Here is a 22,493-nt window from a genome sequence, read left to right as displayed (position 1 = left end):
CCGGCGACCCCGGGCCCCCGGGGAGAGGCAGCGGATCATGGCCACCGTCACCGTGGGAGCCGTACGGGAAAGGGCGCCCGGCGAACGCCGCGTCGCCCTCGTCCCCGAGACCGTCACCCTGCTGCGCCGGGCCGGCCTCGACGTCCTCGTCGAGACCGGGGCGGGATCGGGCGCCTGGTTCACCGACGCCGACTACACCGCCACCGGCGCCGAGGCCGTGCCGGCCGACGACCTGTACGCACGGGCCGACGTCGTGCTGTGCGTGGGGCCGCCGGACGCGGCGACCGCCGCATCCCTGCGCGCCGGGCAGACCTTGGCCGGGCTGCTGGAGCCGCTGCGCCACCCCGACCTGGTGGCGGACCTCCACCGCCGCGGCGTCCGCACGCTGAGCCTGGACCTGCTGCCCCGCACCCTCAGTCGCGCCCAGTCCATGGACGCGCTGACCTCGCAGGCCAGTGTCGCCGGGTACAGGGCGGCGCTGCTGGCCGCCGAGTCCTACGACCGGTTCTTCCCGATGCTGACCACCGCGGCGGGCACCATGCGCCCCGCCCAGGTGCTGGTCCTCGGCGCCGGAGTGGCCGGGCTCCAGGCGATCGCCACCGCCCGCCGCCTCGGCGCCGTCGTCACGGCGTACGACGTACGCCCCGAGTCACGAGGGGAGGTGGAATCGCTGGGCGCCCGGTTCCTCGATGTCAAGAGCCCTCCGCACACAGGGCCGGGCGCCGGACCGGGAGGTTACGCACGGGAGTTGACGGACCAGGAGCAGCGGGACCAGCGCGAGGCGACGGACGCGCACATCGCGCGCTCCGACGTCGTGATCACCACCGCCCAGGTCCCCGGCCGCCGGCCCCCGCTGCTGGTGAGCGCGGCGGCCCTGGAGCGGATGAAGCCGGGCTCGGTCGTCGTCGACCTGGCGGCGGGCGAACTCGGCGGGAACGTCGAGGGCTCCGAGCCCGACAAGACCGACGTCCTCGACAACGGGGTCACCGTGATCGGGGCCGGCCGGCTGCCGTCCGCGATGGCCACCGCCGCGTCCACCGCGTACGCCCGCAACCTCGTCGCGCTCCTGCGCCACCTGCTGCGCGACGGCGAGCTGGTCCTCGACCCGGCCGACGAGATCACGGGAGCCCTGATGGGAGGCGGAGCGTCATGAACGACCTCGACCTGCTCACCGCGATCACCGTGTTCGTGCTGAGCGTGCTGGTCGGCATCGAAGTCATCAGCAAGGTCCCCGCGACCCTGCACACCCCGCTGATGTCCGGCTCCAACGCTGTGCACGGCATCGTCGTCGTCGGCGCCATGCTGATCGCGGCCGAGGCGCACACCTGGGCCGGCTACACCCTGGCCTTCGTGGCGATGGTGTTCGGCGCCATGAACGTCGTCGGCGGATATGTCGTCACGGACCGGATGCTGCGGATGTTCAAGGCCAAGCCCCGCACCGACGACCGTACGGAGGTGTGATCCGCCATGAACGTCTCCGACACCGTGCACTACGTCTTCCTGGCCGCGGCCGCCTGCTTCGTGCTCGGCCTGCACCTGATGAACCATCCGCGCACCGCCCGCCGCGGCAACACCCTGTCCGGCGCGGCCATGACCGTCGTCGTCGCCGCCACCGTGTGGCTGGTGGCCGACGAGGGCGCCATCAGCCGCACCGGCTGGCTGGTGCTGGCCAGTGGAGGGCTCCTCGGCGCGGCGCTCGGCCTGTGGGCCGCGCGTGAGGTGCGGATGACCGCCATGCCCCAACTGGTCAGCCTCTTCAACGCCGTCGGCGGCGGGGCCGCCGCGCTGATCGCGGTCGACGACCTGCTCCAGACCGACACCCCGGCCGCGATCGGAGCCCGGGTCGCGCTCCCCGCGGCACTCGACATCGTCATCGGCGCGGTCACGTTCTCCGGCTCGCTGATCGCCGCGGGCAAGCTCCAGGGCGTCGTCTCCGGCGCGCCGGTGGTGTTCCCGGGGGCGCGGCTGCTGAACGTGCTGCTGCCCGCCTCGTTCGTCGCCGGCACGGCCTGGCTGGTGCTGGCCCCGGAGTCCCGCACCGCGCTGTACGGGCTCACCGCGGCGGCGCTGCTGTTCGGCGTGACGATGGTGCTGCCGATCGGCGGCGCCGACATGCCCGTCGTCATCGCCCTGCTGAACGCCTTCACCGGTTCGGCGGTCGCGATGGCGGGCTTCGTCCTCGACGAGACCGCGCTCATCATCGCCGGCATGCTCGTCAGCTCCTCCGGCGGCATCCTCACCAAGCTGATGGCCGACGCCATGAACCGGTCCGTCGCCGGCATCGTCGTCGGCGGCTTCGGCACCGGCGACAGCACACCCGCGGGGGCCGGCTCCGGCGCACCGGCCCAGGTGCGGTCGGTCTCCGCCGACGACGTGGCGATCCAACTGGCCTACGCGAGCAAGGTCGTCCTGGTCCCCGGCTACGGTCTCGCCGCCGCCCAGGCCCAGCACGAACTGGGCGATCTGGCCAAGTTGTTGACCGACCACGGCATCGACGTCAGCTACGCCGTCCACCCGGTGGCCGGCCGGATGCCGGGCCACATGAACGTGCTGCTGGCCGAGGCGAACGTGCCGTACACCCAGCTCAAGGAGATGGACGAGATCAACCCGGAGTTCCCGCAGGCGGACGTCGCCCTCGTCATCGGCGCCAACGACGTGACCAACCCGATCGCCCGCCGCCCCGGCAACGCGATCTCCGGGATGCCGATCCTCGACGTGGACAAGGCCAAGAGCGTCGTCGTCATCAAACGCTCCATGGGCCACGGCTACGCGGGCGTCGACAACGAGCTCTACACCGACCCGAAGACCGGCATGTTCTTCACCGACGCGAAGCAGGGACTGGCCGCGCTGAAGGCGGCGGTCGCCGAGTTCGTCACCTGAGCGGAACGCCAGGGCCGAGCGGCTCCCTGACGGGACTGGTCGGCCCACGCGGAGCATGGGCCGGCGCGCGACGCTGGAAGTGACGGGAAGGCAAGAACGAAGAAGGAAGAAGGAGGCAGACATGAGCGGCATGATCGAGCGGCTGCCCCTCTGGCCCACGCTGCCCGACCTGTTCGGCTGGGTCGAGGGCGGGTTGCCCGGGGCGCACACCGCCGCCGGCTCGCACGGCATCCGCATCGAGGAGCACATCGAGGGCGAGACGTACCTGCTGCGGGCGGAGTTGCCGGGGATCGACCCCGCCAAGGACGTCGAGATCACCGTCACCGAAGGCGTCCTGACACTGCGGGCCGAGCGCAGTGAGAAGACCGAGGAGAAGCACCGCACGGAGTTCCGTTACGGCACCTTCACCCGTTCCGTCCGGCTCCCGGCCGGCGCCAAGGGCGACGAGGCGACCGCGGAGTACAAGGACGGCGTCCTGACCATCACGGTCCCGGTGCCCGAGGCGAAGGCAGGCACCCGGACCATCCCGGTGCGGCACGGCTGAGCGCGTCCCCCCGAGCCGCACCTTGTGCGCAGCCGGCGCGGTTGGCCGGCTGCGCACATGTCTTTCCCGATCGGCCGGCGGATGCCGAACGGCGACCGCAGGAGTGAGGTTCGCGATGCGCTTGACCGCGACCGCGACCGCGACCGCGACCGCGACCGCAACCGGGACCGGTACCCACCGGACACCGGAGCTCGTCCCTTGCGGCACGGGCGCGGCGCCCTCCGGACGGGCGCGTGGCATCGACGCCGGGCGCTTCCCGGCGAGTCGGCGGCTGGTCGTCGCCGCAGCACGGGCCGGCCAGCGCCGCGCTGCGATGCACAGCCTCGTCGAGCTCGACGTCACCACCGCGCGCGGGCAGATCGCCGCGGGGGACCTGCCGGTGTCGTTCACCGCGTGCGTCGTGGCGTCCGTCGCCCGGACCGCGGCCGCCCATCCGGAGGCGCACGCCTACCGGGACTGGCGCGGCCGGCTCGTCCGCCACCGCCATGTCGACGTGACCGCACTGGTGGAGGTGGAGACCGGGCAGGGGCTCTTCGCGCTCCCGCACGTCCTGAGGGACGCCGACGTGCGGGACGTCCACGACCTGACGTCCGAACTGCGCGAGGCGAAGGCCGACCCGACGACCGGCACGGGCAGGCTGCTCGAACGCTTCGGCGTCAGGCGGCTTCGGAACGCCGCCCGCTTCATGGCGGACCTGCGCCGAAGGGTCGAGTCCGCCGAGGTGCTGCGCACGGCCGCAGCACCTCGCGCACGGCCGAACCCGCCGCCCAGGAGTCGGAACAACACCTCTCCAGAAAGCGGGAGTTGGGTTCGTGTGATGACATCGGAGAACAAACTCGTGGCTCCGGTAGGACAGTTCCGCGGGCAGCGCCCGGAGAATCACCGGGATCTCCTTCGGTGCCGGCCGCCGCCACGGTCCGCGCAGCGCGCCCGGCATGCCGACGCTGAACAGCCGGACCGGACGGCGTCGTCCACCAGCGTCCTCCGACGTGGCGTCAAGTGCGGCCGGGCGGCCCTGGAACCGGTGCCGGACGGCCCATCCGACCGGACCCGTACGGCACTTGGGGCTTCTCGACGGACGGAGTTGGCTGGAAGTGTCGTAGGAGGCTGCCATGAGTGCCGAGAACACGACCATGCCCAGGCCGTACCGACTGCGCCGCACCCTCGTCCTCGCCACAGCCGTCGTACTGGCGTCGTCCCTGGCCACCGCATGTGGACAGGACGACGGCAGCGCGGGCACGTCCCCCGGCCCCGACCGGCCGATCACCCCGAGCACCCCGAGTGCACCGAGCACCGGCGGCACCACGGGAGGGACGGGCAACGGCGGTGACACCACCACACCGGGCACACCCGACACCCCGACCGTGCCGTCGACGCCGACGACCCCCGGGCGGGGGCAGCGCCAGATCCGCACCTCGGTGTACTTCCTGCACGGCGAGCAGGTCTCACCCGCACCGCGCACGGTGACCGCGCCGACCACCGCGGCCGGGGCCCTGCGCGCCCTGCTGGCCGGCCCCAACCGGTACGAAGCCCGCAACGGCCGCACCACGGCCATTCCCTCGGGAACGACCTTGCGCTCGATCGTGGTCCGCCGGAACGTGGCGACGATCGACCTGTCAGAGCGCTACGACGACGGCGGCGGAAGCCTGTCGATGCAGGCCCGGCTCGCGCAGGTCGTCTTCACCGCGACCCGGTTCCCGTCCATCCAGAAGGTGCGGTTCGAACTGGACGGCAAGCCGGTGACGTCCTTCGGTGGCGAGGGCATCGTCCTCAACCACCCTGTGGGCCGCGCCGACTTCGAGGACCTCGCCCCGCAGATCCTCGTCGAGTCCCCCCTGATCGGCGACACCGTCCGGGGCCCGCTCAGGGTCTGGGGCAGCGCCAACACGTTCGAGGCGACCTTCAAGCTGAAGATCACCGACGCGGCCGGACGCACCGCGGCGGACGTCTACGTCACGGCCACCTCGGGCACCGGTACCCGCGGCACGTTCGACGTCACGATCCCCTACCGGGCGACCCGGTCCGGGGCGGGCCTGCTCACCGCGTACTGGAACTCGCCGGAGGACGGTCACGCGGTGGTCGAGGACACGGTGCCGCTGACGGTCCAGCGGTGACGGGAGGAGCCACGACGAGCGGATGCCGACGGGTGGACGACGACGGCAAGAGGCGGGGCACGGTCGGGATTCCGTGCCCCGCCTCTCCGCGTCCGTGCGTTCGCGTGGTCCGGCCCGCCCGGCGTCACGCCTGGATCCACGCCTGGACCGGCCCGGCCATGTCCACGATGTCGTCGGCGGCGACGTCGTGCAGACGGATGGCGAGGTCCTCCAGGGCGCGGCTCACGGCGAGCTCGTCGCCGATCTCCGGGATGGGCCGGTCGATCGGGTTGCGGCGGGCCAGCCCTCGGCCGGTGAGCTCAGACGTGTCCCGCGTGGCCAGGACGGCCCGCGCATGCGTCTCGTCGCCTTCCTCGCTGATGTAGATGTGAACCGTCCACTGCTTCGCTTCCATCGAGATCACTTCCGTCCCGCTTCTCGTCCTCCATCTCCAGCCTGCGCCCGCTCCGGCAGCCGGTCCAGGAGCCGAACGGCCCTCACCGCGGGGTATCGGTCAGGGCTCCAGCTCCATGCTGACCTCGGGCGGCTCGTGCAGCGTGTTGTGGACGGTGCAGCGGGAGGCGACGGCGAGCAGGGCGGCCCGGCGCTGCTCGGACAGGGCGGGCGGCAGCGAGATGACGACCCGGACGGAACCGACGCGGGCCGGCCGGTCGGTGGCCATGGTGAACTCCGTGTGCACCCGAAGACCCGTGTGCCGGAGGCCGTGCCGCTTCAGGTACCGGCCCGCGTAGAAGGCCACGCAGGTGGCCAGGGAGGCGGCGAAGAGCTCGGTCGGCGTGGGCGCGGTGTCCGTGCCGCCGTCTTCGGTGGGCTGGTCGACCAGGAGCCGGTGACCGCGGACCTCCACCGTGTACGCGTCCCCGTGGACGTGCGCGACGTCCAGGCTGTGCACCTCCGTCTCCGCCGGCCGGGCCGTGGAGAGAGTCTGTTGCGCCGTACCGGTCATGACCGAACCCTTCCGCCTGGTGCGCTGTGTCGGCACTTCCAGTGCAGCGCGCCCGGACGGCCGGGAGAGGGGCCGACCGGGCGAAGGTATACCCGGGTGGGCACCCGCACCGGGGACCTGCGGCCCGTGCCCGGCCCGGTCGCCGGTACGACAGTGAAGGCATGCTGGGCGGCCTTCTGGCTGACAAGGGCGTCGAACTGGTCACCGAGTTCACCCTAGGAGAAGTGGACGGCCCGGGCGGGCGGCTGGGTGTCGTACGACGACCGTGAGATCCCCTTCGACCTGGGCGTCGTCGTGCCGCTCCACGGCGGCGCGGCCTACGTGGACCGCTCCCCGGGCCTCGGCGACGAACGCGGCTTCGTCCCCGTCGACCCGCGCACCCTCCAACACCCCGACCGCCCCGAGGTCTTCGCGATCGGCGACGCGGCCGGACTGCCCGCCTCCAAGGCCGGCTCGGTGGCCCTCGACCAGGCCCTGCTCATCGACTTCGACTACGACACCGAACCGCTGCCCGGCCACTTCCCGGGCGCCGTCGGCCTGCCGCTGCTGAAGGAGTCGTACGCCAGCCATCTCGGCAAGCCGGCCTTCGAGTGGCTGTACTGGCACGCCCTGCCGCCCGGCCATGAACTGCCCGGCATCAGGGCGGAGATGCCCGAGCAGGGCACGTCGCACAGCCCCGCCTGAACCCGCCCGGCCGCCACGAACGGTGGTGGGCCGGGCGGGTTCAGGCGTCGCCATGATGCTGTCGGCGAGTCCTACGAGCACCCGGCCGGCGGCCAGATCAGCTACACCTGAGCGCCGGGCTCGACGCTGCGCTCGGCCAGCGCGGCCTGGGCCATGAGGAGGCGGGCCAGGCCGCGCGCCTCGTCCGCGGTGAGCGCCGCCCACACGCCCGGTTCGCCGCCCTGGTCCTGGCCCACGTCCAGGGCGATCCGCTGGATGGAGCGTCCGGCGAGCGGCAGCCGCAGGCCGCGCACGGCGATCCTGCGCCCGCAGGCGGTCACGAGGGAATCGCTCTCGCCGACCGGGGGGCGGTCGTGTCCTGCCGTCGCCATGATGCTCACGCTCCTCCGTCCGCTCGGTGGGCCCCGGCGGGGCACGCATACCGGGCCGGGTATCAGGGACAGCGCCCGCCGGGGCCGGATTGTTCCCTTCTCCGCTGTTTCCGGGGCGCGTGGCGCAGCAGGCCGGCGGGATGTGCGGCGAGCCCTCGATGAAGCCCTCCTCGCGTTCCGCGCCGTGGCGCACCAGCGGCGGCTCCTCGCCGTGGACCTTGGGCAGCGTGCCGCTGAGGTCAAGGGCGTGCGCCGAGAGCCGTCGAATACCCCGTGGGGCATTTGCTCGAGAGGCGATCAGCGGCTCGGTGCCGGAACCGCGGGGTACCGGGGTCCCGGCGGCTCATGGCTCAGGACGTCCCCGACGGGGCGCCTCGGAGTGCGGCGGGCGCGGTCGCCGTAGCCGAGCCGCAGGAGCATCTGCGGATGGCCTGCCGTCAGCACGGACCGGCCCACCCGGTGCCGCAGGTCGGGCAGTTCGAGCGGCTGGGTGTGGAAGGCCGCGGTGACGCGGTGGGCCGCGGCCAGCAGCAGGACGCGCTGAAGGGCCTGGCCCGTGCGCAGCCAGTCGGGAGGCCGGTCGTGCCGGGTGCAGAGCAGGACGACCAGCCCCAGCGTCGGGAGCGTCAGACGCGAGGAGGCCCTGGCGGCGTAGCCCATCCGCGCGCGTCCGGCGTAATCGCGCCCGGCGAAGGCGGTGGTGTCGGGGTCGCGGGGGTAGGCGTGGGCGGGGACACCGTCGTGGCGGCCACTGCCGTGCGGGGGAGTCCAGTTGGCCAGTTCCGCGGCGAGCGCCGGGTGCCCGCGCCGTGTCGCCTCGGACGCGCGGGTCAGGGCGGCGAGGCTCCGCAACGCCTCGGGGTCGCCCACCGTGCGCAGCTCGGTGCCCTCCTGGCGGGCGTGCCACCGCAGCCCGCCGACGAGAAGGGCGGACAACGGGTCGGGCTGGAACGCGCCACGATGGGTGTGACGCCGGTGCAGGGCGGAGAACATCGTCTCCTCGTCGGCCGTGGGCGCGGCGTACGGTCCCCATCCGACGGTGGCCAGGTGCCACGGGTCGGCGGAGTCCGGAAAGGCCTCGATCCGGGGCAGGAAGCCGAGATGGCGCATGGCCAGACGGATGTTCAGCAGGGCGGCGCCACAGCTGATGAGCATCTCGCGGCCCCCGGGATCGGCGAGCGGAAGACAGCGGGCGGGATCGGCGAACAGGCACAGCCCCTCGCTCCCGTACCCGAAGTGCCAGGGCTGGGTGTTGCAGGGCGAAGGCGCGGTGACGGCCGCCCGGGCGAGGTAGCGGGCCGCGTGGTCCGTGGGTACGGGAAGGGCAGCCATGGTCGGTCTCCCCCGTCTGTGTCCGGGGCCCGCGGGGCGCTCACGCCGCCGCCTGTCTCCTTCCATGACAGGACCTGCCGGGACCGGGCGGTAGGGCCGTCGGGACGGAAAGCAGCGCCGAGCGGGTGGTTGCGCGGAGCGGGGCGGCCGGTCATGACAGGCCTCCCGGCCGGTCGGCGATGCCCGTTCCGCTCGCTTTTCACGCCAGTGATCTCCTGACCTCCCTACAGGGGCTGCTTGCCCTCGGGCAGGGGCCGTACGGCCCCTGCCCGGTACGGGCCGGTCGGCGCGACCGTGGAGGTGGAGGATCCGCCCTCACAGGCCCTGGGAGGCTGACATGGACGGCCGAGAGACACGGGAACGCAAGGTCGCTCCGACCCAAGCACGGCGAGCGGTGCCCGTCGGTGCCCCGAGGCCGGGTGAGGGACACCGCCCCGATCTGATGGTGCGATACTTCCAGGCCATGGCCTCCCACTCGGCGCGGGCCGCCATGTATGACGTGACACCTGCCGCCGGTCCGGAGCGGACCCCGGCCGCGGGCCGTGCAGTACACGGCCCGGCGCCCGTGACGCAGCTGCGGGTGCGCGACATCATGAAGCGGCCCGTCACCGGTATCCGCGCCGACACCCCGTTCCTGGACGTCGCCCGGATGCTGGCCCGCCGGCAGACCGGAGCCGCGCCCGTCATCGACGCCGAACGGCATGTGATCGGCGTGGTTGCCGAGTCCGACCTGCTTGCGAAGGCGGCGTCCCTCGCCGCAGCCGAACGTCCCGGGGCCCTCGCCGGCCTGCTGCGCCCTCGGTCGCGCGTGGACGGCGGCGAGACGGCGGCCACGTTGATGTCCACTCCGGCGCTCACCGCCCACCCCGGAACCCTGGTCGTGGAGGCGGCTCGCGCGGCCGCCCGCTCTCGGATCAGGCAGGTGTTCGTCACCGACTACCAGGACCGGCTGGTGGGCGTCGTCAGCCGCAGTGAGCTGTTGCAGGCACTGGTCCGCGACGACGCGGCGATCCGGGCCGAGGTCGTCGCCCGCGTGGTCGAGGGCGAGTTCGACGCCGCAGCCGACGTCCACGTCCACGTCGAGAACGGCACGGTGACCCTGACCGGCTCGCTGGCCGCGGAGCTGATCCCGCGACTGAACGAGGAGGTCGCGCGGATCGCGGACGTGGTGGAGGTGGTGGACCATCTCGTCGCGACCGTATGAGCACGCCGGTGCGAGCGCCGCCCGGCACACGGAACACGCAGGCCGGCGCGGCGCACGCGCCCGGGCCGAGGAGGCCACGATGACGGAGCGGGACCTGGACCTGAACACGGTGACCTCGCTGGTCGCCGACGCGACGGCGGCACCGTCGATGCACAACGCCCAGCCCTGGAGGTTCCGCTTCGTCACCGGCGAGCGCCTTCTGCTGCTGCGCGCCGACCTGAGCCGGGCCATGCGCCACACCGACCCCGACAACAGGGCACTGCACATCGGCTGCGGCGCGGCGCTGTTCAACCTGCGCGTGGCCGCCGCGCACGCGGGCCTGTCCCCGCGGGTCCGGTTGCTGCCGGACGCGGGCGACCCGTGCGCGCTGGCCGCCGTCCACCTGGCCGACACCACCGGCGCCGGGCCGGGAACGGACGACCTGGCGCGGCTGCATCCCGCGATCCGGGACCGGCACACGAGCCGTTACCCCTTTGACGAGAAGGACCTGCCCGAGGACCTGCGGGACACACTGCGCGGGGCGGCCGCCCAAGAGGGCGCCGAGCTGCTGTTCCCGGGTGCCTGGCATGTCGAGACCGTCCTGGACCTCGTCCGTGACGCCGAGAGCCGCGACGCCCTCGACCCGTCCGGCCGGGAGGATCTGCAGCGGTGGACGCGGCTGGGCCCGGAGGCCGACATCGCCAACGACGGTGTGCCCGAGTACGCCTTCGGGCCGCGTCGGCGGGACGGCCGCGCACCGTTGCGCGACTTCGCCGGGCGCCGTCCGGTGGCCGACCGCGGCACCGTGTCCTTCGAGGACAGCCCGCACCTGGCACTGCTGTCCACGCCCGGGGACACGCCGGCGGACTGGCTGCGCGCGGGGCAGGCCCTCGAACGCGTCCTGCTGGAGGCCACGTCGGCCGGGCTGGCCGGTTCGCTGACCTCCCACCCGCTGGAGAGCGACGACCTGCGCACGCTCGCCCGCGATCCGGTGACCGGCCGGGGGCACGTCCAGATGGTGCTGCGCCTCGGCTACGGGCCGCGGGGCCCGGCCACACCCCGCCGTCCCGTGCGGGACGTCCTGGACATCACCTGAGAACCGGCCGGGCCCCCGGGGGGGGGCTCACCGCGGCAGCGGTACGGACAGTGTGCCGTCGTCCGCCGCCACGTCCACCGTCTGCCGCGCCGAACGCCGTGGTGACGCCGGGCCTTCCGGCCCGTAGCCGAGCCGGACCACCATCTGGGCGTGGGCGCGGCGGCCGTCCCCCGTGGCCGCGAACTGCTCGCGCAGATCCGGCCACTCCAGCGCCTGGTGCAACAGGGACGCCCGCACACCGTGGGCGGTGGCCACCAACAGGACCCGTTCGAGCGCCTGCCCGGCGCGCAGCCAGTCGGCCCTGCGATCGTGCGCGGTCGACAGTACGGCGATCACCGGCCGCTGCTCGAAGGGACGGCCGGCCAGCGCGGACGGATGCCGGTGGGCGCCGAAGTCCCGCATGGGGACACGCTCCAGGAAGTCCTGCGGCCCCAGCGCCCACGGCGGTATCCCGAGGGCGGCCTCGGTCGGCTCGTGCACCCAACGGCGGCTCTCCGCTGCCCGGGCGGCGTCGAGGATGTTCCGCCGCTCGGCATCCCGGGTGAGCCGCAGCAGCCGCTCGGTCTCGCCCGGATCCGGTCGGCTCAGCAGGGCGCCCTCGGTGTGGGCGGCCTCGCCGAGCTCGGCCAGCACCGCGGCGGGCAGGCGGAGGCCGGAGAACGGGAACCGGCTGCTGTGCCGCTGCCACAGCGCCTCGTACAGCCGGTGCGCCGGCCCGCTCCTGACCCGACCGCCGAGCCGTACGGTCGCCAGCAGATCCGGCTCCTCGGGCCGGGGCAGCAGCCGGGTCACCGGTTCGCGTCCGAAGTGGGCCACCGCCACCCGGAGGTTGAGAACCGCGCAGCCCACGGACAGGTGCAGGGCACGGCCCGCGGGATCGATGTGGCGCAGGCCGCGCTCCGCCACGGCCCGGACCTCCAGCGTCGCGGTCTCCGGATCGAGCCGGAACCGCCAGGGCTGGGTGTTGTGGACAGAGGGCGCGGCCGCGGCGGCCGAGATCAGCGTCTCCAGCGTCGGCGGTGCGAGCACAGCGGTCGACATCGGAACTCCTCCCCGCCCGCGGGGCGCAGCCCCCGGGACGCGCTGTCGGACGCCGACCAGTGTTGTGGGACCCGGCTGTACCGGGAGAGGGGCCGTACGGCCCCAAGGAGGCACCGGACAGCCTCGGGTCAGCTCTCCGGCGGCGCGCGCACGATCTCCTTGAGGACGGCCCCCGACGCAGGAGGTGCGCATCATGCTTCGGCACGTGACCGCGGGAGTGGACGCAACGCCCGAGAGTCTCGCCGCCGCTCACTGGGCGGCCAGGGAGGCCCTGCGCCGTGGCACCGGGCTGAGGCTCGTGCACGCACCGCAGCGGCCTGCCGCCGTGCCTCGCGGCACCGGCGCACACGCAACGGAAGGGGAGTGGGATGTGGAGCGCGTGGTCGCCGGTGTACGGGCCGCGCACCCCGGCCTGCGCATCACCTGCCGGATCGCGACCGGCCCCCCGGTCACCGCGCTGCTCACCGCGGCCGAGGAGGCGGAACTGCTGGTACTCGGCTCACGCGGCCTGGGCGAGGCGGCGGGAGGCCTGGTCGAGGCAGCGGACGGCCTGGTCGAGGCGGCGGGCGGCGCGGTCGGCGAGCAGGTCGTGGCCCGCTCCGCGGCTCCCGTAGTGCTCGTCCGCGCGGGCGAGGGCTGCGCCGGCGAACACCTGCCGGCCCCGGACGGCGTCTCGCCGGAGGAGATACCCGAGATCCCGTACCGGGACGTGGTCCTCGGCCTCGACATCTCCCGCCCCTGCGACGACTTGATCGCGTTCGCCTTCTCGTCCGCCCGGCTCCGCGCGACCGTCCTGCGCGTGATCCACGCGCCGGTGCCGTCGGCGGCACCGGCCGGCGGCGCGACCGCGCGACCGCCCGAAGCGGCCCTCGCCGCGAGGCTGCGCCCGTGGCGCGAGAAGTTCCCGACGGTCCCCGTGGTCAAGACCGTCGCCTTCGCGACGGCCGCCGACGCACTGGTGCGCGCCTCGGGCGGAGCCGCTCTGACCGTCGTGGGACGGAGCACCGGGGACGGACACCCCGACCGGCCGCACATCGGACCGGTCACCCGCACCGTGCTGCACCGCGCCCGCGGTCCCGTCGCCGTCGTCCCCCACGTCTGAACCCCGCCCGGCGCGCGGCGGCGGTGACGGAACAGGAAAGGTGGCCCACCATGTCCGTGTCCTACGCAGTCCCCGCATCCCTCGATCCCGTGCCGCGTGGCCGCGCGGCCTTCCATCTCGCCCGCGCCGCCGGCTGTGCGCCCTCGGTGCACAACACCCAGCCCTGGTTCTTCGTCGACGAGGGCCGGGACCACGGCTTCGAGGTGCACGCCGACGGCGGGCGCCGGCTGCCCCTGACCGACCCCGCCGGCCGGGAGATGGTGATCAGCTGCGGGGCCGCGCTGTTCAACGTGCGGGTCGCCGTGCGGAACCTGGGCTTCCGTCCTGTCGTGACGCTGCTCCCGGTCCCCGCGGACCCGGCCTTCCTGGCCCGTGTGGGCTGGGGCGCGCACGCGAAGGTGACCGATCGGGTCCGGGAGACGGAGCGCGCGCTGACGCGGCGGCACACCCAGCGCGGGCTGTTCGGACCCGCACCCCTGCCGTGGTCCCTCATCGAGGAGCTGCGTGACAGGCCCGCGCGGAGGGCGCCCTGCTCCATACCGTCGACAACCCGGAGAAGCTGCGGATGCTGGCGCAGTGGGTGCGGGCCGCGGAGTCCGTCCACCGTGCCGATCCCGGACACGCCGCCGAGATCAGCGGCTGGTCGGGTCACGCCCGGCGGCCCTGGTGGGAGCGGGTGACCCGGGACGCGTGCCGACTCCCGGCGGACGGTTCGCTCCTCGCCGGGCGCGACTACACGGGCCTGGTCCTGGGGTGCGACGGTGGGCACCGGCGGTGGACGGCCCGCACGGGCACCGTCGCCGTGCTCAGCACCCCGCACGACACCCGGCCGGACTGGCTGCGGGCGGGCCAGGCGCTCCAGCGGGTCCTGCTGTACGCGGCGGCCCACGGCGTCATGGCGGCCTTCCACACCCAGCCGCTCGAACTGCCGTACCTGCGCGCGGAGTTGCAAGCACGTCTGATCGGAGACAGGTCGGCGCAGATGATCCTGCGCCTGGGCTACCCCGTCCATCTGTCGGCCTCGCCGCGCCGGTCCCCGGCCGCCGTGCTGCGCGCCGCACCGGTGTCTTGAGCGCCGGTGAACCCATGGATCAGTGGGCCGTGGGCCGGTCGGGTGCCGAACACACCCGGAGGTCCCTGGCGGACGACCGGTCGGCCCCTGCCGCTGACGGTGCCGGACCTGGGAGATTCGTCGGTAGGAACGGTCTCGGGCCGTGGTTCGCCAACGAGGACCGCGATGACCGCGAGGAGGTGTCGGACGATGACGCGGACAGTTCGCGGCAAGGCACGCAGGGTGCGGCTGTGGCGGTGGCGGCGCAACCCGCTCAGGCGCCGCATCGACGTCGTCGAGGCATGGCTGCTGCTCGGCCTCTGGTTCCTGGCCCTCCTCGCGGGAGCCGTCGCCGGCATGGTGACCGCCCGCGCGGTGGAGCAGAGCCTCGACGACCGGCGGGCCCAGCGCCACCCGGTGTCGGCCGTCCTCACCCAGGACGCCTCCGACACCGCCACCGCCTCCACCACGTCCGGCGACTACGCCTGGGCCAAGGTGCGCTGGAGGGCTGCCGACGGCACGCCCCGCACGGGACTGGCCCGCGTCGAGCCCGGCATCAAGGCCGGCAGCACGGCCCGGATATGGCTGGACCAGCGCGGCAACCTCGCCACTCCGCCCGTGAGCAGCGAGGAAGCCGAGCTCCAGGGCGTCGTGCTGGGCGCGGCGACCGCGGTGTGCGCGAGCGTGCTCGTCCTGCCCGTCGGTTGGGTCCTGCACGAGCGGCTGGACCGGCGGCGCATGGCGCAGTGGGACACGGAATGGGCCCGCACAGGTCCGCGATGGGGTCACAAGACCGGCTGATCCGCAACGATCGCCCTGCACCCGCTCAGCCGGCCTGCTCCCCGCTCAGCGGCTTTACACCCGCGCAGCCGCCCCGCACCCGCTCAGCAGATCCGCGGCAACTGCTCACCCAGCGGCATCTCCACGATCCGCCGCGCCCCCACCAGCGTCCGCAGCACCACCCGCCCCTGCGGCTCCCGCTCCGCGACCTCACCGATCCGCACCGCCTGCGCCCCTTCCGGCAGGGATCGCATCGCGGCGAGCACGTCGTCGGCCGCGTCCCCGGTGACGAAGGCGACCAGGCAGCCCTCGTTGGCGACGATCAGCGGATCGAGGCCGAGCAGGTCGCAGGCGGCGGCGACGGCCTCGGGCACCGGGATCGCGCTCTCCTCCATCTCGACGGTGACGGCGGAGTCGCGGGCGATCTCGTTGAGGGCCGCGGCCAGGCCGCCCCGCGTCGGATCGCGCAAGACGTGGACGTCCGCACCGAAGGGGACCAGCGCCCGGACCAGGCGGTGCAGCGGTCGGCTGTCGGAGGCGATGTCGCCCTCGAAGCCGAGGCCCTCCCGGGTGCTCAGCACGGTCGTGCCGTGCAGCCCGATCGGCCCGGACAGCAGTACCGCGTCACCGGGCCGGGCCAGGGCCGCGGACGGATGCAGCGAGCCGTGCCGCTGTCCGACACCGGTCGTGTTCACGAACAGCCGGTCGGCCGCGCCCCGCCCCACCACCTTGGTGTCCCCGGTGACCACCGGCACCCCGGCCTCCTGCGCCGCCTTCCCCAACGACTCCATGACGGACCGCAGTTCGGCCAGCGGCAACCCCTCCTCGACGATGAGGGACACGGACAGCGCGATCGGCCACGCACCCCGCATCGCGAGGTCGTTGACGGTCCCGTGCACGGCGAGGGAACCGATGTCCCCGCCGGGGAAGAACAACGGACTGACCACGAAACTGTCCGTGCTGATGACCAGTTCGCGGTAGCCGGGCAGCAGCGCCGCGTCCTCCAGGGGACCCGGCTCACCGTTCAAGGACGGCAGGATCAGCCGGTCCAGCAACTCCGCCGTGAGGCGACCCCCGGCGCCGTGGCCGAGCAGCACGACCTCGTCCTCGTGACGCGGGGTGGGGCACTCGATGGTCATGACGTACTCCTGACACGTCCGGCCGCATGGAAGGCGGCACAGGTGCCCTCGGACGACACCATGGGCGCGCCCAGGGGATGGCGGGGGGTGCAACGAGTGCCGTAGGCGGCGCAGTCCGACGGCAGCCGGGCCCCGGTGAGGATCGAGCCGGCGATGCAGTCGGGGTCCTCGACCGGGCTGAGCCCGCCCACGTCGAAGCGGCGGGCCGCGTCGAACCGCGCGTACTCCTCGGTGAGTTCGAGCCCGCTGCCGGGCAGCTTGCCGATGCCGCGCCAGGCCCGGTCGGTCACCCGGAAGACCACGCGCACGGCGTCCTGGGCCTCGGTGTTCCCGGCCCGCCGCACGGCGCGCGCGTACTGGTTCTCCACCTCGTACCTGCCGGACTCCAGCTGCCGTACGGCCATCAGGATGCCCTCCAGCAGGTCCAGCGGCTCGAACCCGGTCACCACGATCGGCACCCGATACCGGGCGGCGATCGGCTCGTACTCCCGCCAGCCCATCACCGCGCACACATGCCCGGCCGCGAGGAACGCCTGCACCTCGCAGTCGGGGTCGTCGAGCAGGGCGGTCATGGCGGGCGGTACGAGGACATGGCTGACCAGCATCGAGAAGTTCGTCAGGCCCAGACGGGCCGCGTGCAGCACGGCCGTCGCGTTGGCGGGGGCCGTCGTCTCGAACCCGACGGCAAGGAAGACGACTTCGCGCTCCGGGTGCTCGGCGGCCAGCCGTACGGCGTCCATCGGGGCGTACACGACCCGTACGTCCGCCCCGCGCGCCCGCAGCGACAGCAGGTCGGTGTCGGTGCCCGGCACCCGCAGCATGTCGCCGAAGCTGGTGAGGATCACACCGGGCCGGGCGGCGACGGCCATGGCCCGGTCCAGGGTCTCCAGCGGGGTGACGCAGACCGGGCAGCCCGGGCCGTGGATCATCCGCATCCCGGCCGGCAGCAGCTCGTCGATGCCCTGCCGGACCAGGGTGTGGGTCTGGCCGCCGCACACCTCCATGATCCGCCAGGGGCCCGTGGCCGTCCGCCGCAGCTCGTCCAGCAGCCGCCGGGCGAGCACCGGGTCGCGGTACTCGTCGAGGTACTTCATCGGTGGGTGAGCTCCAGCCGGACGTCGACGACGCCCTCGACCCCCTGCACCGCCCGCGCCACGATGGGCATGTAGGTGCGCTCGGCCGCAGAGCCGGTCAGCGTGGCCACGCCGTCGGAGACGGCCACCGACAGGGGAGTGGTCACCGGCAGTTTCGTCAGCACGGAGCGGACGATCTCGTCGGCGATCTCCTCGTCGGGCCGCAGGAACACCTTCAGCAGGTCGCTGCGGCTGACCACGCCCTGGAGCATGCCGACCGCGTCCACCACGGGCAGCCGCTTCACACGCCGTCGGGCCATGATGCGGGCGGCCTCGGCGACCGACGCGTCCGCGTGCACGGTGATCGCGGGAGCGCTCATCAACTCACCGGCGGTCAGTCCCTCGGCCTTGGCCCGCGCAACGGGGTCGAAGGCCTGCTCACCGCCGCCCTTGACGCCCTCCTTGGCCAGCAGGTCGGCCTCGGAGACCACACCGACGACCCGCCCCTCGCCTTCGAGGACCGGCAGGGCGCTGACCTTCCACTGGTCGATCAGGGCGACGATCTCCTTGAAGGACGCGTCGCGTCCCACGGCGACGACCGTATGGGTCATCACATCGCTCACGGTGTACGGGGATTCGGGGGATTCAGACATCGCAGCCTCCCGTGGTGTCTCCTGCGGTCCTCACGACCGTCAGGTCGAGGAAATGGGTGGAGCACGAGATGCACGGGTCGTGGTTGCGGATCGCCCGCTCGCACAGACGCGTCAAGTCATCGTCGTCCGCGTCCTGTTCGGCGATGGCGGACTGGGTGATCCGGCGCAGGTCGTCCTCGATCGCGCCCTGGTTCTGCGCGGTCGGCGGCACCATCCGGGCGTCGGCGATCAGGCCGTCGGCGCCGAGTTCGTAGCGGTGGTAGAGCAGCCCGCGCGGCGCCTCGGTGGCGCCGTGCCCGACGCCCGCGACCGGCGGGACCTCCACGTACGGGTGCTCGGGAGGCTCGTACGAGCCGATGATCCGCAGGGCCTCGTCGACGGCGTACAGCGTCTCCACGGCCCGCACCAGGATCGACCGGAACGGATTGCGGCACACCGCGCCCTCCCGGGGATCGCCCAGCCCCGCCGCCACGGCCGCCTCCCGTGCCACCGGCGACAGCCGCGCCCCGCTGATCGCGAACCGGGCCAGGGAGCCGGTGAGATGGAGCCGCCCGTCCAGCCGGGAGTGCAGCGCGGTGGAGTGCGGCACGTGGGTCTCGGTGACGTGCGTGGTGAAGTCCCGTACTGGGAAGGCGGTTTGGAGCCCGTCTGCGCGCAGCACGGTCGGCGTGCCGCCCTCGATCGCGTACGTGTCCGGCTCGGCCAGCGCCAGCAGGTCGGCTTCGACGCGCGCGTCCGGGAACTCGAAGCCCGCCACCCAGCGCACGGTGTCCCAGGCGTCGTCGAGCGCCCGCTTCAACTCCTCGCGCAACGGCCGGAGTTCGTGCCGGGTCGGCACCCGGTGGAAGCCGCCGAGGCGGACGTTGACGGGGTGCACGGCCCGCCCGCCGATCAGCTCCATCAGCGAGTTGCCCGCCTTCTTCAGCCGCAGCCCCCGCTCGACCTCGGCGCGGTGCGTGCGTGCCAGTTCGATCGCGCTCGCCCGGCCCAGGAAGTCCGGCGCGTGCAACAGGTAGATGTGCAGGGCCTGGCTCTCGATCCACTCGCCGCAGTACAGCAGCCGCCGCAGAGCGCGGATCACCGGGTCGACGCTCACCCCGCAGGCGTTCTCGATCGCCGCGCAGGCGCTCATCTGGTACGGCACCGGGCAGATCCCGCACACCCGGGCGGTGATGTCGGGCGGCTCGGTGTACGAGCGGCCGCGCAGGAACGCCTCGAAGAACCGCGGCGGTTCGTAGATCTCCAGCCGCGCCTCGGTGACCGTCCCGTCGTGCACGCGCAGGCGCAGCGCGCCCTCGCCTTCGACCCGGGACAGCGAGCCGACATGGAGCACACGGGAGCCACGGTGGGTCACGGCGACAACTCCTTGTCGAAAGCGGCGGTGTTGAAGGTGTGCAGCAAGCGCTGGACGTCGTCCTCGTCGAGGCCGTCGCGGCGCAGCACCGGGATGAGCGCGGGCAGGTTCACCGACCCGGACGGGCCGAAGCAGCCGAAGCAGCCCCGCTGGTACGCCGGGCACAGGGCGCCGCACCCGGCGTGCGTGACCGGTCCCAGGCAGGGGGTGCCGTGGGCGACGGTGACGCAGACGGTGCCGCGCCGCTTGCACTCGAAGCAGACGCTGTTGTTCGGCACGTCCGGCTTGCGTCCGGCGAGGAAGGCGGTGATGACCTCGATGAGCTGGCGCTTGTCGATGGGGCAGCCGCGCAGCTCGAAGTCGACGTCCACATGGGCCGACACGGGCGTGGAGGTGGCGAGCGTGTCGATGTACTCGGGGTGCGCGTACACCACGCGCCGGTAGGCGTCGACGTCCGCGTAGTTCCGCAGGGCCTGGATGCCGCCGGCCGTCGCGCACGCCCCGATCGTGACCAGATGACGGGAGGCGGCCCGGATCGCGCGCACCCGTTCGGCGTCCGCGGCCGTGGTGACCGAGCCCTCGACGAGCGTCAGGTCGTAGGGTCCGCCCGTCACCGAGCTGGACGCCTCCAGGAAGTGCGAGATCTCCACCTCGCCGGCCAGCGCCAGGAGTTCGTCCTCGCAGTCCAGCAGGGTGAGCTGACAGCCGTCGCAGGACGCCAGTTTGAACACGGCGAGGGTCGGCTTCATCACAACTCCCTTACCGACAGCAGGGGTTCGGCGGCGGTCCAGTCCACGACCGGTCCCGCCTGGCACAGCAGCAGCGGCCCGAGCTGGCAGTGGCCGCAGTGCCCGGTCGCGCAGCGCATGTTGCGCTCCAGGGAGACCCGGATCCGCTCCGGGGGCACGCCTCGGAAGACGAGGTCGCGGGCCGTGGCCCGGATCATCGGCTCGGGCCCGCACACGAACGCCACGGCACGCCCGGGCTCGAAGTCCGCCCGGTCCAGCAGCGCGGTGACGAGCCCGACGTCCCCCCGCCACTCCCGGTCGGGGCGGTCCACGGTGACCCCGGTGTACGAGGTCGGCCAGCGCTCGCTCTCCTTGCGGGACAGCAGATCGCCCGGGGTCCGCGCCCCGATCAGCACGTTGACGCGCCCGTACGCCGCCGGTTCGGCCAGCGCCCGCAGGATCAGCGGCCGGAGCGGGGCCAGCCCGATGCCGCCCGCGACCACCACCACGTCCCGCCCGTGAGCCCGCTCCAGCTCCCAGCCGTTGCCGTACGGCCCCCGCACGCCCAGCACGTCACCGGCCTGCGCCGCGCACAGCCCCGCCGACACCGCCCCCACCGCGCGGATCGTGTGGGCGAGCCCGCCGGTGGCCTGTACGGAGCTCACCGAGACGGGGATCTCGCCGCGCCCGAAACAGTGCACCATGGCGAACTGCCCCGGCGTGAAGTCGTCCAGCGCGGCGTCGACCGGCTCCAGGCACAGGGTGACCGTGTCCGCGGTCTCCGGCCTGCGGGCGACCACGCGGTACGGCACCGGAACAGCCGTCATCGGGCACCGCCACCGCTGTAGGGGCCGTACAGGTCCAGGAGCCGCGTCCGGGCCGCCTGGAGCCGGTGGGCCAGCACCCGGCCCACCCAGTGCTCCACGGCCCGGCCGAACTCGGGGTCGTCGAGGCACATCAGCCGCACGGCGACGGCGTCGAACTCGTAGGCCCGCACCGGGGTCACGGTCTCCGCGCCCAGCTGCCACACGTACGGCTCGTACAGCCACGACCAGCCGACCAGGTCGCCGGCGCCGAGCGTCTCGACGACCGGGGCGCGGCGGCCGGGCACATGAAGATCGAGGGCTGCGGTGCCGTCCCGGATGATCCAGAAGCGGTTCGCGTGGCCGCCCTCCTCGAACAGGCGTGTGCCCTGTGGGAAGCGGGCCTCGCGTGCCACCCGCAGCAGCCGGTCGCGGTGCTCGGCGGGCAGGGCGTGGTTCATGCGCAGGGCGATCGAGGGAGGCATCAGTTCGTCTCCGTTCCTCGGACCGCCCGCTCGGTGTCTAGGGCGGCCACTTCCTCGGTGATGTCGATGCCGGCCGGGCACCAGGCGACGCAGCGCCCGCAGCCGACGCACCCGGAGGTGCCGAACTGGTCGTGCCAGGTGCCGAGTTTGTGGGTCAGCCACTGGCGGTAGCGGCTGCGCGACGAGGAGCGGACCGGGCCGCCGTGCAGATATGAGAAGTCCAGGTCGAAGCAGGAGTCCCAGCGCTGCCACCGCTCGGTGTGGTCGCCGGTGAGGTCGGTGACCTCCTCCGTGGTGGTGCAGAAGCAGGTGGGGCAGACCATCGTGCAGTTCCCGCAGGTCAGACAGCGGGCGGCGACGTCGTCCCAGCGCTCGGCGGTCAGGCTCGCGCCCATCAGGGCCTGCAGGTCGACCGGCGGCAGCGCACGCCCCATCCGCTCGCGGGCCGAGTCGACGGCGTCACGTGCGCTCTCCTCGGCGTCCGGACCGGCGTCCCGGTGCGGGACCTGCTCCAGCAGCGCGGCGCCCTCGTCACTGCCCACCCGCACCAGGAACCGGCCGTCCACCTCGGTGAGCGCCAGGTCGTACCCGGGGTCGGCGGCGGGCCCGCCGCCGGTGGAGACGCAGAAGCAGGTCGCGCCCGGCTCGGTGCACTCCACGGCGATGATCAGCGCCCGCTCGCGGCGCCCGGCGTAACCGCTGTCGGCGTGCCGTCCGCCGGTCAGCACCCGGTCCTGGATCGCGATGGCCCGCAGGTCGCAGGGCCGGACGCCGAGGAAGGCGTACGACGGGACGGCGGGCTCCTCCGCGGTGAAGGAGACGTCCCCCTCCGGCGTCCGCTCGGCGCTCCACAACCGCTCCCGTGCCGGGTGCAGGAAGTTCTTCCAGGACTGCGGCCCCGCGCTGTGCGCGAAGGCGGCCCCGTCCTCGCGCCGCACCAGCCGGTAGCGCCCGGCGTCCAGTTCGGCCCCCCAGCCGAAGGGCAGCGCGTCCGCCGAGTCGAGCTCCGCGAGCACGATCGCACCGTCGCGGACGGTCGGCCCGATCACGGTCCGCCCCTGCGCCACCAGCGCCGAGACCAGAGCGTTCAGACCGTCCCGGTCGAGCAGGGCGGGGGTTGCGGTGACGCTCATC

At 73.5% G+C, this 22,493-nt stretch carries 25 protein-coding genes; 12 read left to right on the top strand and 13 right to left on the bottom strand.

The window, feature by feature from the left end:
• Positions 1-37: 37 nt before the first annotated feature.
• From ACFUO4_RS31770 to ACFUO4_RS31750, 5 genes are all read left to right on the top strand, one after another.
• Positions 38-1,153, top strand: coding sequence for an NAD(P) transhydrogenase subunit alpha (locus ACFUO4_RS31770; protein WP_383491336.1), 1,116 nt, complete (start codon positions 38-40; stop codon positions 1,151-1,153).
• Complete coding sequence (locus ACFUO4_RS31765; RefSeq protein WP_383491334.1) at positions 1,150-1,461, top strand: NAD(P) transhydrogenase subunit alpha; 312 nt, start codon at positions 1,150-1,152, stop codon at positions 1,459-1,461. Before ACFUO4_RS31770 ends, ACFUO4_RS31765 begins: the two co-directional genes overlap by 4 nt.
• Before the next feature lie 6 nt (positions 1,462-1,467).
• Entirely contained in the window at positions 1,468-2,880 is a 1,413-nt protein-coding gene (locus ACFUO4_RS31760; RefSeq protein ID WP_383491332.1) for an NAD(P)(+) transhydrogenase (Re/Si-specific) subunit beta, read from the top strand.
• 121 nt (positions 2,881-3,001) lie between these two features.
• Complete coding sequence (locus tag ACFUO4_RS31755) at positions 3,002-3,424, top strand: Hsp20/alpha crystallin family protein (protein WP_383491330.1); 423 nt, start codon at positions 3,002-3,004, stop codon at positions 3,422-3,424.
• 1,112 nt (positions 3,425-4,536) lie between these two features.
• A complete protein-coding gene (locus ACFUO4_RS31750) occupies positions 4,537-5,538 on the top strand; it encodes a GerMN domain-containing protein (protein WP_383491328.1) in 1,002 nt (333 codons plus the stop codon).
• Between the two features lie 124 nt (positions 5,539-5,662).
• Here the strand turns inward: ACFUO4_RS31750 and ACFUO4_RS31745 are convergent, their stop codons facing one another.
• Positions 5,663-5,932: a DUF1876 domain-containing protein gene (locus ACFUO4_RS31745; protein ID WP_383491326.1), complete on the bottom strand. Its 270-nt coding sequence runs from the start codon at positions 5,930-5,932 to the stop codon at positions 5,663-5,665.
• Between the two features lie 99 nt (positions 5,933-6,031).
• A complete protein-coding gene (locus ACFUO4_RS31740) occupies positions 6,032-6,484 on the bottom strand; it encodes an OsmC family protein (RefSeq protein ID WP_383491324.1) in 453 nt (150 codons plus the stop codon).
• A 249-nt stretch (positions 6,485-6,733) separates the two neighbouring features.
• Here ACFUO4_RS31740 and ACFUO4_RS31735 point away from each other — a divergent pair, with 249 nt between their 5' ends.
• Positions 6,734-7,168: a hypothetical protein gene (locus ACFUO4_RS31735; protein WP_383491322.1), complete on the top strand. Its 435-nt coding sequence runs from the start codon at positions 6,734-6,736 to the stop codon at positions 7,166-7,168.
• 101 nt (positions 7,169-7,269) lie between these two features.
• Here the strand turns inward: ACFUO4_RS31735 and ACFUO4_RS31730 are convergent, their stop codons facing one another.
• Together ACFUO4_RS31730 and ACFUO4_RS31725 are read right to left on the bottom strand one after the other, a co-directional pair.
• On the bottom strand, positions 7,270-7,539 hold the full coding sequence (locus ACFUO4_RS31730) for a hypothetical protein (protein ID WP_383491320.1): 270 nt from the start codon (positions 7,537-7,539) through the stop codon (positions 7,270-7,272).
• Positions 7,540-7,836: 297 nt separating this feature from the next.
• Entirely contained in the window at positions 7,837-8,871 is a 1,035-nt protein-coding gene (locus ACFUO4_RS31725; protein ID WP_383491318.1) for an Acg family FMN-binding oxidoreductase, read from the bottom strand.
• Positions 8,872-9,334: 463 nt separating this feature from the next.
• Here ACFUO4_RS31725 and ACFUO4_RS31720 point away from each other — a divergent pair, with 463 nt between their 5' ends.
• Positions 9,335-10,075 (top strand): CBS domain-containing protein, encoded by a 741-nt coding sequence (locus ACFUO4_RS31720; protein WP_383491316.1) that lies wholly within the window; start codon positions 9,335-9,337, stop codon positions 10,073-10,075.
• A 79-nt stretch (positions 10,076-10,154) separates the two neighbouring features.
• Positions 10,155-11,150, top strand: coding sequence for an Acg family FMN-binding oxidoreductase (locus ACFUO4_RS31715; RefSeq protein WP_383491314.1), 996 nt, complete (start codon positions 10,155-10,157; stop codon positions 11,148-11,150).
• A 27-nt stretch (positions 11,151-11,177) separates the two neighbouring features.
• On the opposite strand, the gene ACFUO4_RS31710 is transcribed toward ACFUO4_RS31715, so the two are convergent.
• Positions 11,178-12,191: an Acg family FMN-binding oxidoreductase gene (locus ACFUO4_RS31710; RefSeq protein ID WP_383491312.1), complete on the bottom strand. Its 1,014-nt coding sequence runs from the start codon at positions 12,189-12,191 to the stop codon at positions 11,178-11,180.
• 193 nt (positions 12,192-12,384) lie between these two features.
• On the opposite strand from ACFUO4_RS31710, the gene ACFUO4_RS31705 reads away from it, so the two are divergent.
• From ACFUO4_RS31705 to ACFUO4_RS31690, 4 genes are all read left to right on the top strand, one after another.
• Positions 12,385-13,293, top strand: coding sequence for a universal stress protein (locus ACFUO4_RS31705; protein ID WP_383491310.1), 909 nt, complete (start codon positions 12,385-12,387; stop codon positions 13,291-13,293).
• 50 nt (positions 13,294-13,343) lie between these two features.
• Positions 13,344-13,973: a hypothetical protein gene (locus tag ACFUO4_RS31700; protein WP_383491308.1), complete on the top strand. Its 630-nt coding sequence runs from the start codon at positions 13,344-13,346 to the stop codon at positions 13,971-13,973.
• Complete coding sequence (locus ACFUO4_RS31695) at positions 13,970-14,365, top strand: hypothetical protein (RefSeq protein WP_383491306.1); 396 nt, start codon at positions 13,970-13,972, stop codon at positions 14,363-14,365. The genes ACFUO4_RS31700 and ACFUO4_RS31695 overlap by 4 nt, the downstream gene beginning before the upstream one ends.
• A 189-nt stretch (positions 14,366-14,554) precedes the next feature.
• Positions 14,555-15,145: a hypothetical protein gene (locus tag ACFUO4_RS31690; RefSeq protein WP_383491304.1), complete on the top strand. Its 591-nt coding sequence runs from the start codon at positions 14,555-14,557 to the stop codon at positions 15,143-15,145.
• A gap of 83 nt (positions 15,146-15,228) precedes the next feature.
• Here the strand turns inward: ACFUO4_RS31690 and hypE are convergent, their stop codons facing one another.
• From hypE to ACFUO4_RS31650, 8 genes are read right to left on the bottom strand one after another with little or no spacing between them, the layout of a single operon-like run.
• Complete coding sequence (gene hypE, locus ACFUO4_RS31685) at positions 15,229-16,263, bottom strand: hydrogenase expression/formation protein HypE (protein ID WP_383491302.1); 1,035 nt, start codon at positions 16,261-16,263, stop codon at positions 15,229-15,231.
• On the bottom strand, positions 16,260-17,357 hold the full coding sequence (gene hypD, locus ACFUO4_RS31680; RefSeq protein ID WP_383491300.1) for a hydrogenase formation protein HypD: 1,098 nt from the start codon (positions 17,355-17,357) through the stop codon (positions 16,260-16,262). The genes hypE and hypD overlap by 4 nt, the downstream gene beginning before the upstream one ends.
• A complete protein-coding gene (locus ACFUO4_RS31675) occupies positions 17,354-17,989 on the bottom strand; it encodes a CBS domain-containing protein (protein ID WP_383491298.1) in 636 nt (211 codons plus the stop codon). Before ACFUO4_RS31675 ends, hypD begins: the two co-directional genes overlap by 4 nt.
• A complete protein-coding gene (locus ACFUO4_RS31670) occupies positions 17,982-19,343 on the bottom strand; it encodes a Ni/Fe hydrogenase subunit alpha (RefSeq protein WP_383491296.1) in 1,362 nt (453 codons plus the stop codon). The genes ACFUO4_RS31675 and ACFUO4_RS31670 overlap by 8 nt, the downstream gene beginning before the upstream one ends.
• Positions 19,340-20,092: an oxidoreductase gene (locus tag ACFUO4_RS31665; protein ID WP_383491294.1), complete on the bottom strand. Its 753-nt coding sequence runs from the start codon at positions 20,090-20,092 to the stop codon at positions 19,340-19,342. Before ACFUO4_RS31665 ends, ACFUO4_RS31670 begins: the two co-directional genes overlap by 4 nt.
• The gene (locus tag ACFUO4_RS31660) at positions 20,092-20,898 is read right to left on the bottom strand and encodes an FAD/NAD(P)-binding protein (protein ID WP_383491292.1); all 807 of its coding nucleotides are present in this window, start codon (positions 20,896-20,898) and stop codon (positions 20,092-20,094) included. The genes ACFUO4_RS31665 and ACFUO4_RS31660 overlap by 1 nt, the downstream gene beginning before the upstream one ends.
• Entirely contained in the window at positions 20,895-21,359 is a 465-nt protein-coding gene (locus ACFUO4_RS31655) for a Crp/Fnr family transcriptional regulator (RefSeq protein ID WP_383491290.1), read from the bottom strand. The genes ACFUO4_RS31660 and ACFUO4_RS31655 overlap by 4 nt, the downstream gene beginning before the upstream one ends.
• Positions 21,359-22,492 carry a 4Fe-4S dicluster domain-containing protein gene (locus ACFUO4_RS31650; protein ID WP_383491289.1) on the bottom strand — a complete coding sequence of 378 codons (1,134 nt, stop codon included), beginning with the start codon at positions 22,490-22,492 and terminating at the stop codon, positions 21,359-21,361. Before ACFUO4_RS31650 ends, ACFUO4_RS31655 begins: the two co-directional genes overlap by 1 nt.
• Position 22,493 lies beyond the last annotated feature (1 nt).

This window comes from Streptomyces sp. NPDC057280, from assembly GCF_042668605.1.
In the GTDB taxonomy this organism is placed as follows: domain Bacteria; phylum Actinomycetota; class Actinomycetes; order Streptomycetales; family Streptomycetaceae; genus Streptomyces.
This window is presented reverse-complemented; position numbering and strand designations above follow the sequence as displayed.

Bases quoted from the DNA above. Each gene is read 5' to 3' on its own strand.
- ACFUO4_RS31710 (WP_383491312.1), bottom strand. From the start codon at position 12,191: ATGTCGACCGCTGTGCTCGCACCGCCGACGCTGGAGACGCTGATCTCG.
- ACFUO4_RS31655 (WP_383491290.1), bottom strand. From the start codon at position 21,359: ATGCCTCCCTCGATCGCCCTGCGCATGAACCACGCCCTGCCCGCCGAG.
- ACFUO4_RS31650 (WP_383491289.1), bottom strand. From the start codon at position 22,492: ATGAGCGTCACCGCAACCCCCGCCCTGCTCGACCGGGACGGTCTGAAC.
- ACFUO4_RS31660 (WP_383491292.1), bottom strand. From the start codon at position 20,898: ATGACGGCTGTTCCGGTGCCGTACCGCGTGGTCGCCCGCAGGCCGGAG.
- hypE (WP_383491302.1), bottom strand. From the start codon at position 16,263: ATGACCATCGAGTGCCCCACCCCGCGTCACGAGGACGAGGTCGTGCTG.
- ACFUO4_RS31720 (WP_383491316.1), top strand. From the start codon at position 9,335: ATGGCCTCCCACTCGGCGCGGGCCGCCATGTATGACGTGACACCTGCC.
- ACFUO4_RS31675 (WP_383491298.1), bottom strand. From the start codon at position 17,989: ATGTCTGAATCCCCCGAATCCCCGTACACCGTGAGCGATGTGATGACC.
- ACFUO4_RS31725 (WP_383491318.1), bottom strand. From the start codon at position 8,871: ATGGCTGCCCTTCCCGTACCCACGGACCACGCGGCCCGCTACCTCGCC.
- ACFUO4_RS31665 (WP_383491294.1), bottom strand. From the start codon at position 20,092: ATGAAGCCGACCCTCGCCGTGTTCAAACTGGCGTCCTGCGACGGCTGT.
- ACFUO4_RS31750 (WP_383491328.1), top strand. From the start codon at position 4,537: ATGAGTGCCGAGAACACGACCATGCCCAGGCCGTACCGACTGCGCCGC.
- ACFUO4_RS31740 (WP_383491324.1), bottom strand. From the start codon at position 6,484: ATGACCGGTACGGCGCAACAGACTCTCTCCACGGCCCGGCCGGCGGAG.
- ACFUO4_RS31770 (WP_383491336.1), top strand. From the start codon at position 38: ATGGCCACCGTCACCGTGGGAGCCGTACGGGAAAGGGCGCCCGGCGAA.
- ACFUO4_RS31760 (WP_383491332.1), top strand. From the start codon at position 1,468: ATGAACGTCTCCGACACCGTGCACTACGTCTTCCTGGCCGCGGCCGCC.
- ACFUO4_RS31730 (WP_383491320.1), bottom strand. From the start codon at position 7,539: ATGGCGACGGCAGGACACGACCGCCCCCCGGTCGGCGAGAGCGATTCC.
- ACFUO4_RS31700 (WP_383491308.1), top strand. From the start codon at position 13,344: ATGTCCGTGTCCTACGCAGTCCCCGCATCCCTCGATCCCGTGCCGCGT.
- ACFUO4_RS31715 (WP_383491314.1), top strand. From the start codon at position 10,155: ATGACGGAGCGGGACCTGGACCTGAACACGGTGACCTCGCTGGTCGCC.
- hypD (WP_383491300.1), bottom strand. From the start codon at position 17,357: ATGAAGTACCTCGACGAGTACCGCGACCCGGTGCTCGCCCGGCGGCTG.
- ACFUO4_RS31745 (WP_383491326.1), bottom strand. From the start codon at position 5,932: ATGGAAGCGAAGCAGTGGACGGTTCACATCTACATCAGCGAGGAAGGC.
- ACFUO4_RS31690 (WP_383491304.1), top strand. From the start codon at position 14,555: ATGACGCGGACAGTTCGCGGCAAGGCACGCAGGGTGCGGCTGTGGCGG.
- ACFUO4_RS31705 (WP_383491310.1), top strand. From the start codon at position 12,385: ATGCTTCGGCACGTGACCGCGGGAGTGGACGCAACGCCCGAGAGTCTC.
- ACFUO4_RS31755 (WP_383491330.1), top strand. From the start codon at position 3,002: ATGAGCGGCATGATCGAGCGGCTGCCCCTCTGGCCCACGCTGCCCGAC.
- ACFUO4_RS31765 (WP_383491334.1), top strand. From the start codon at position 1,150: ATGAACGACCTCGACCTGCTCACCGCGATCACCGTGTTCGTGCTGAGC.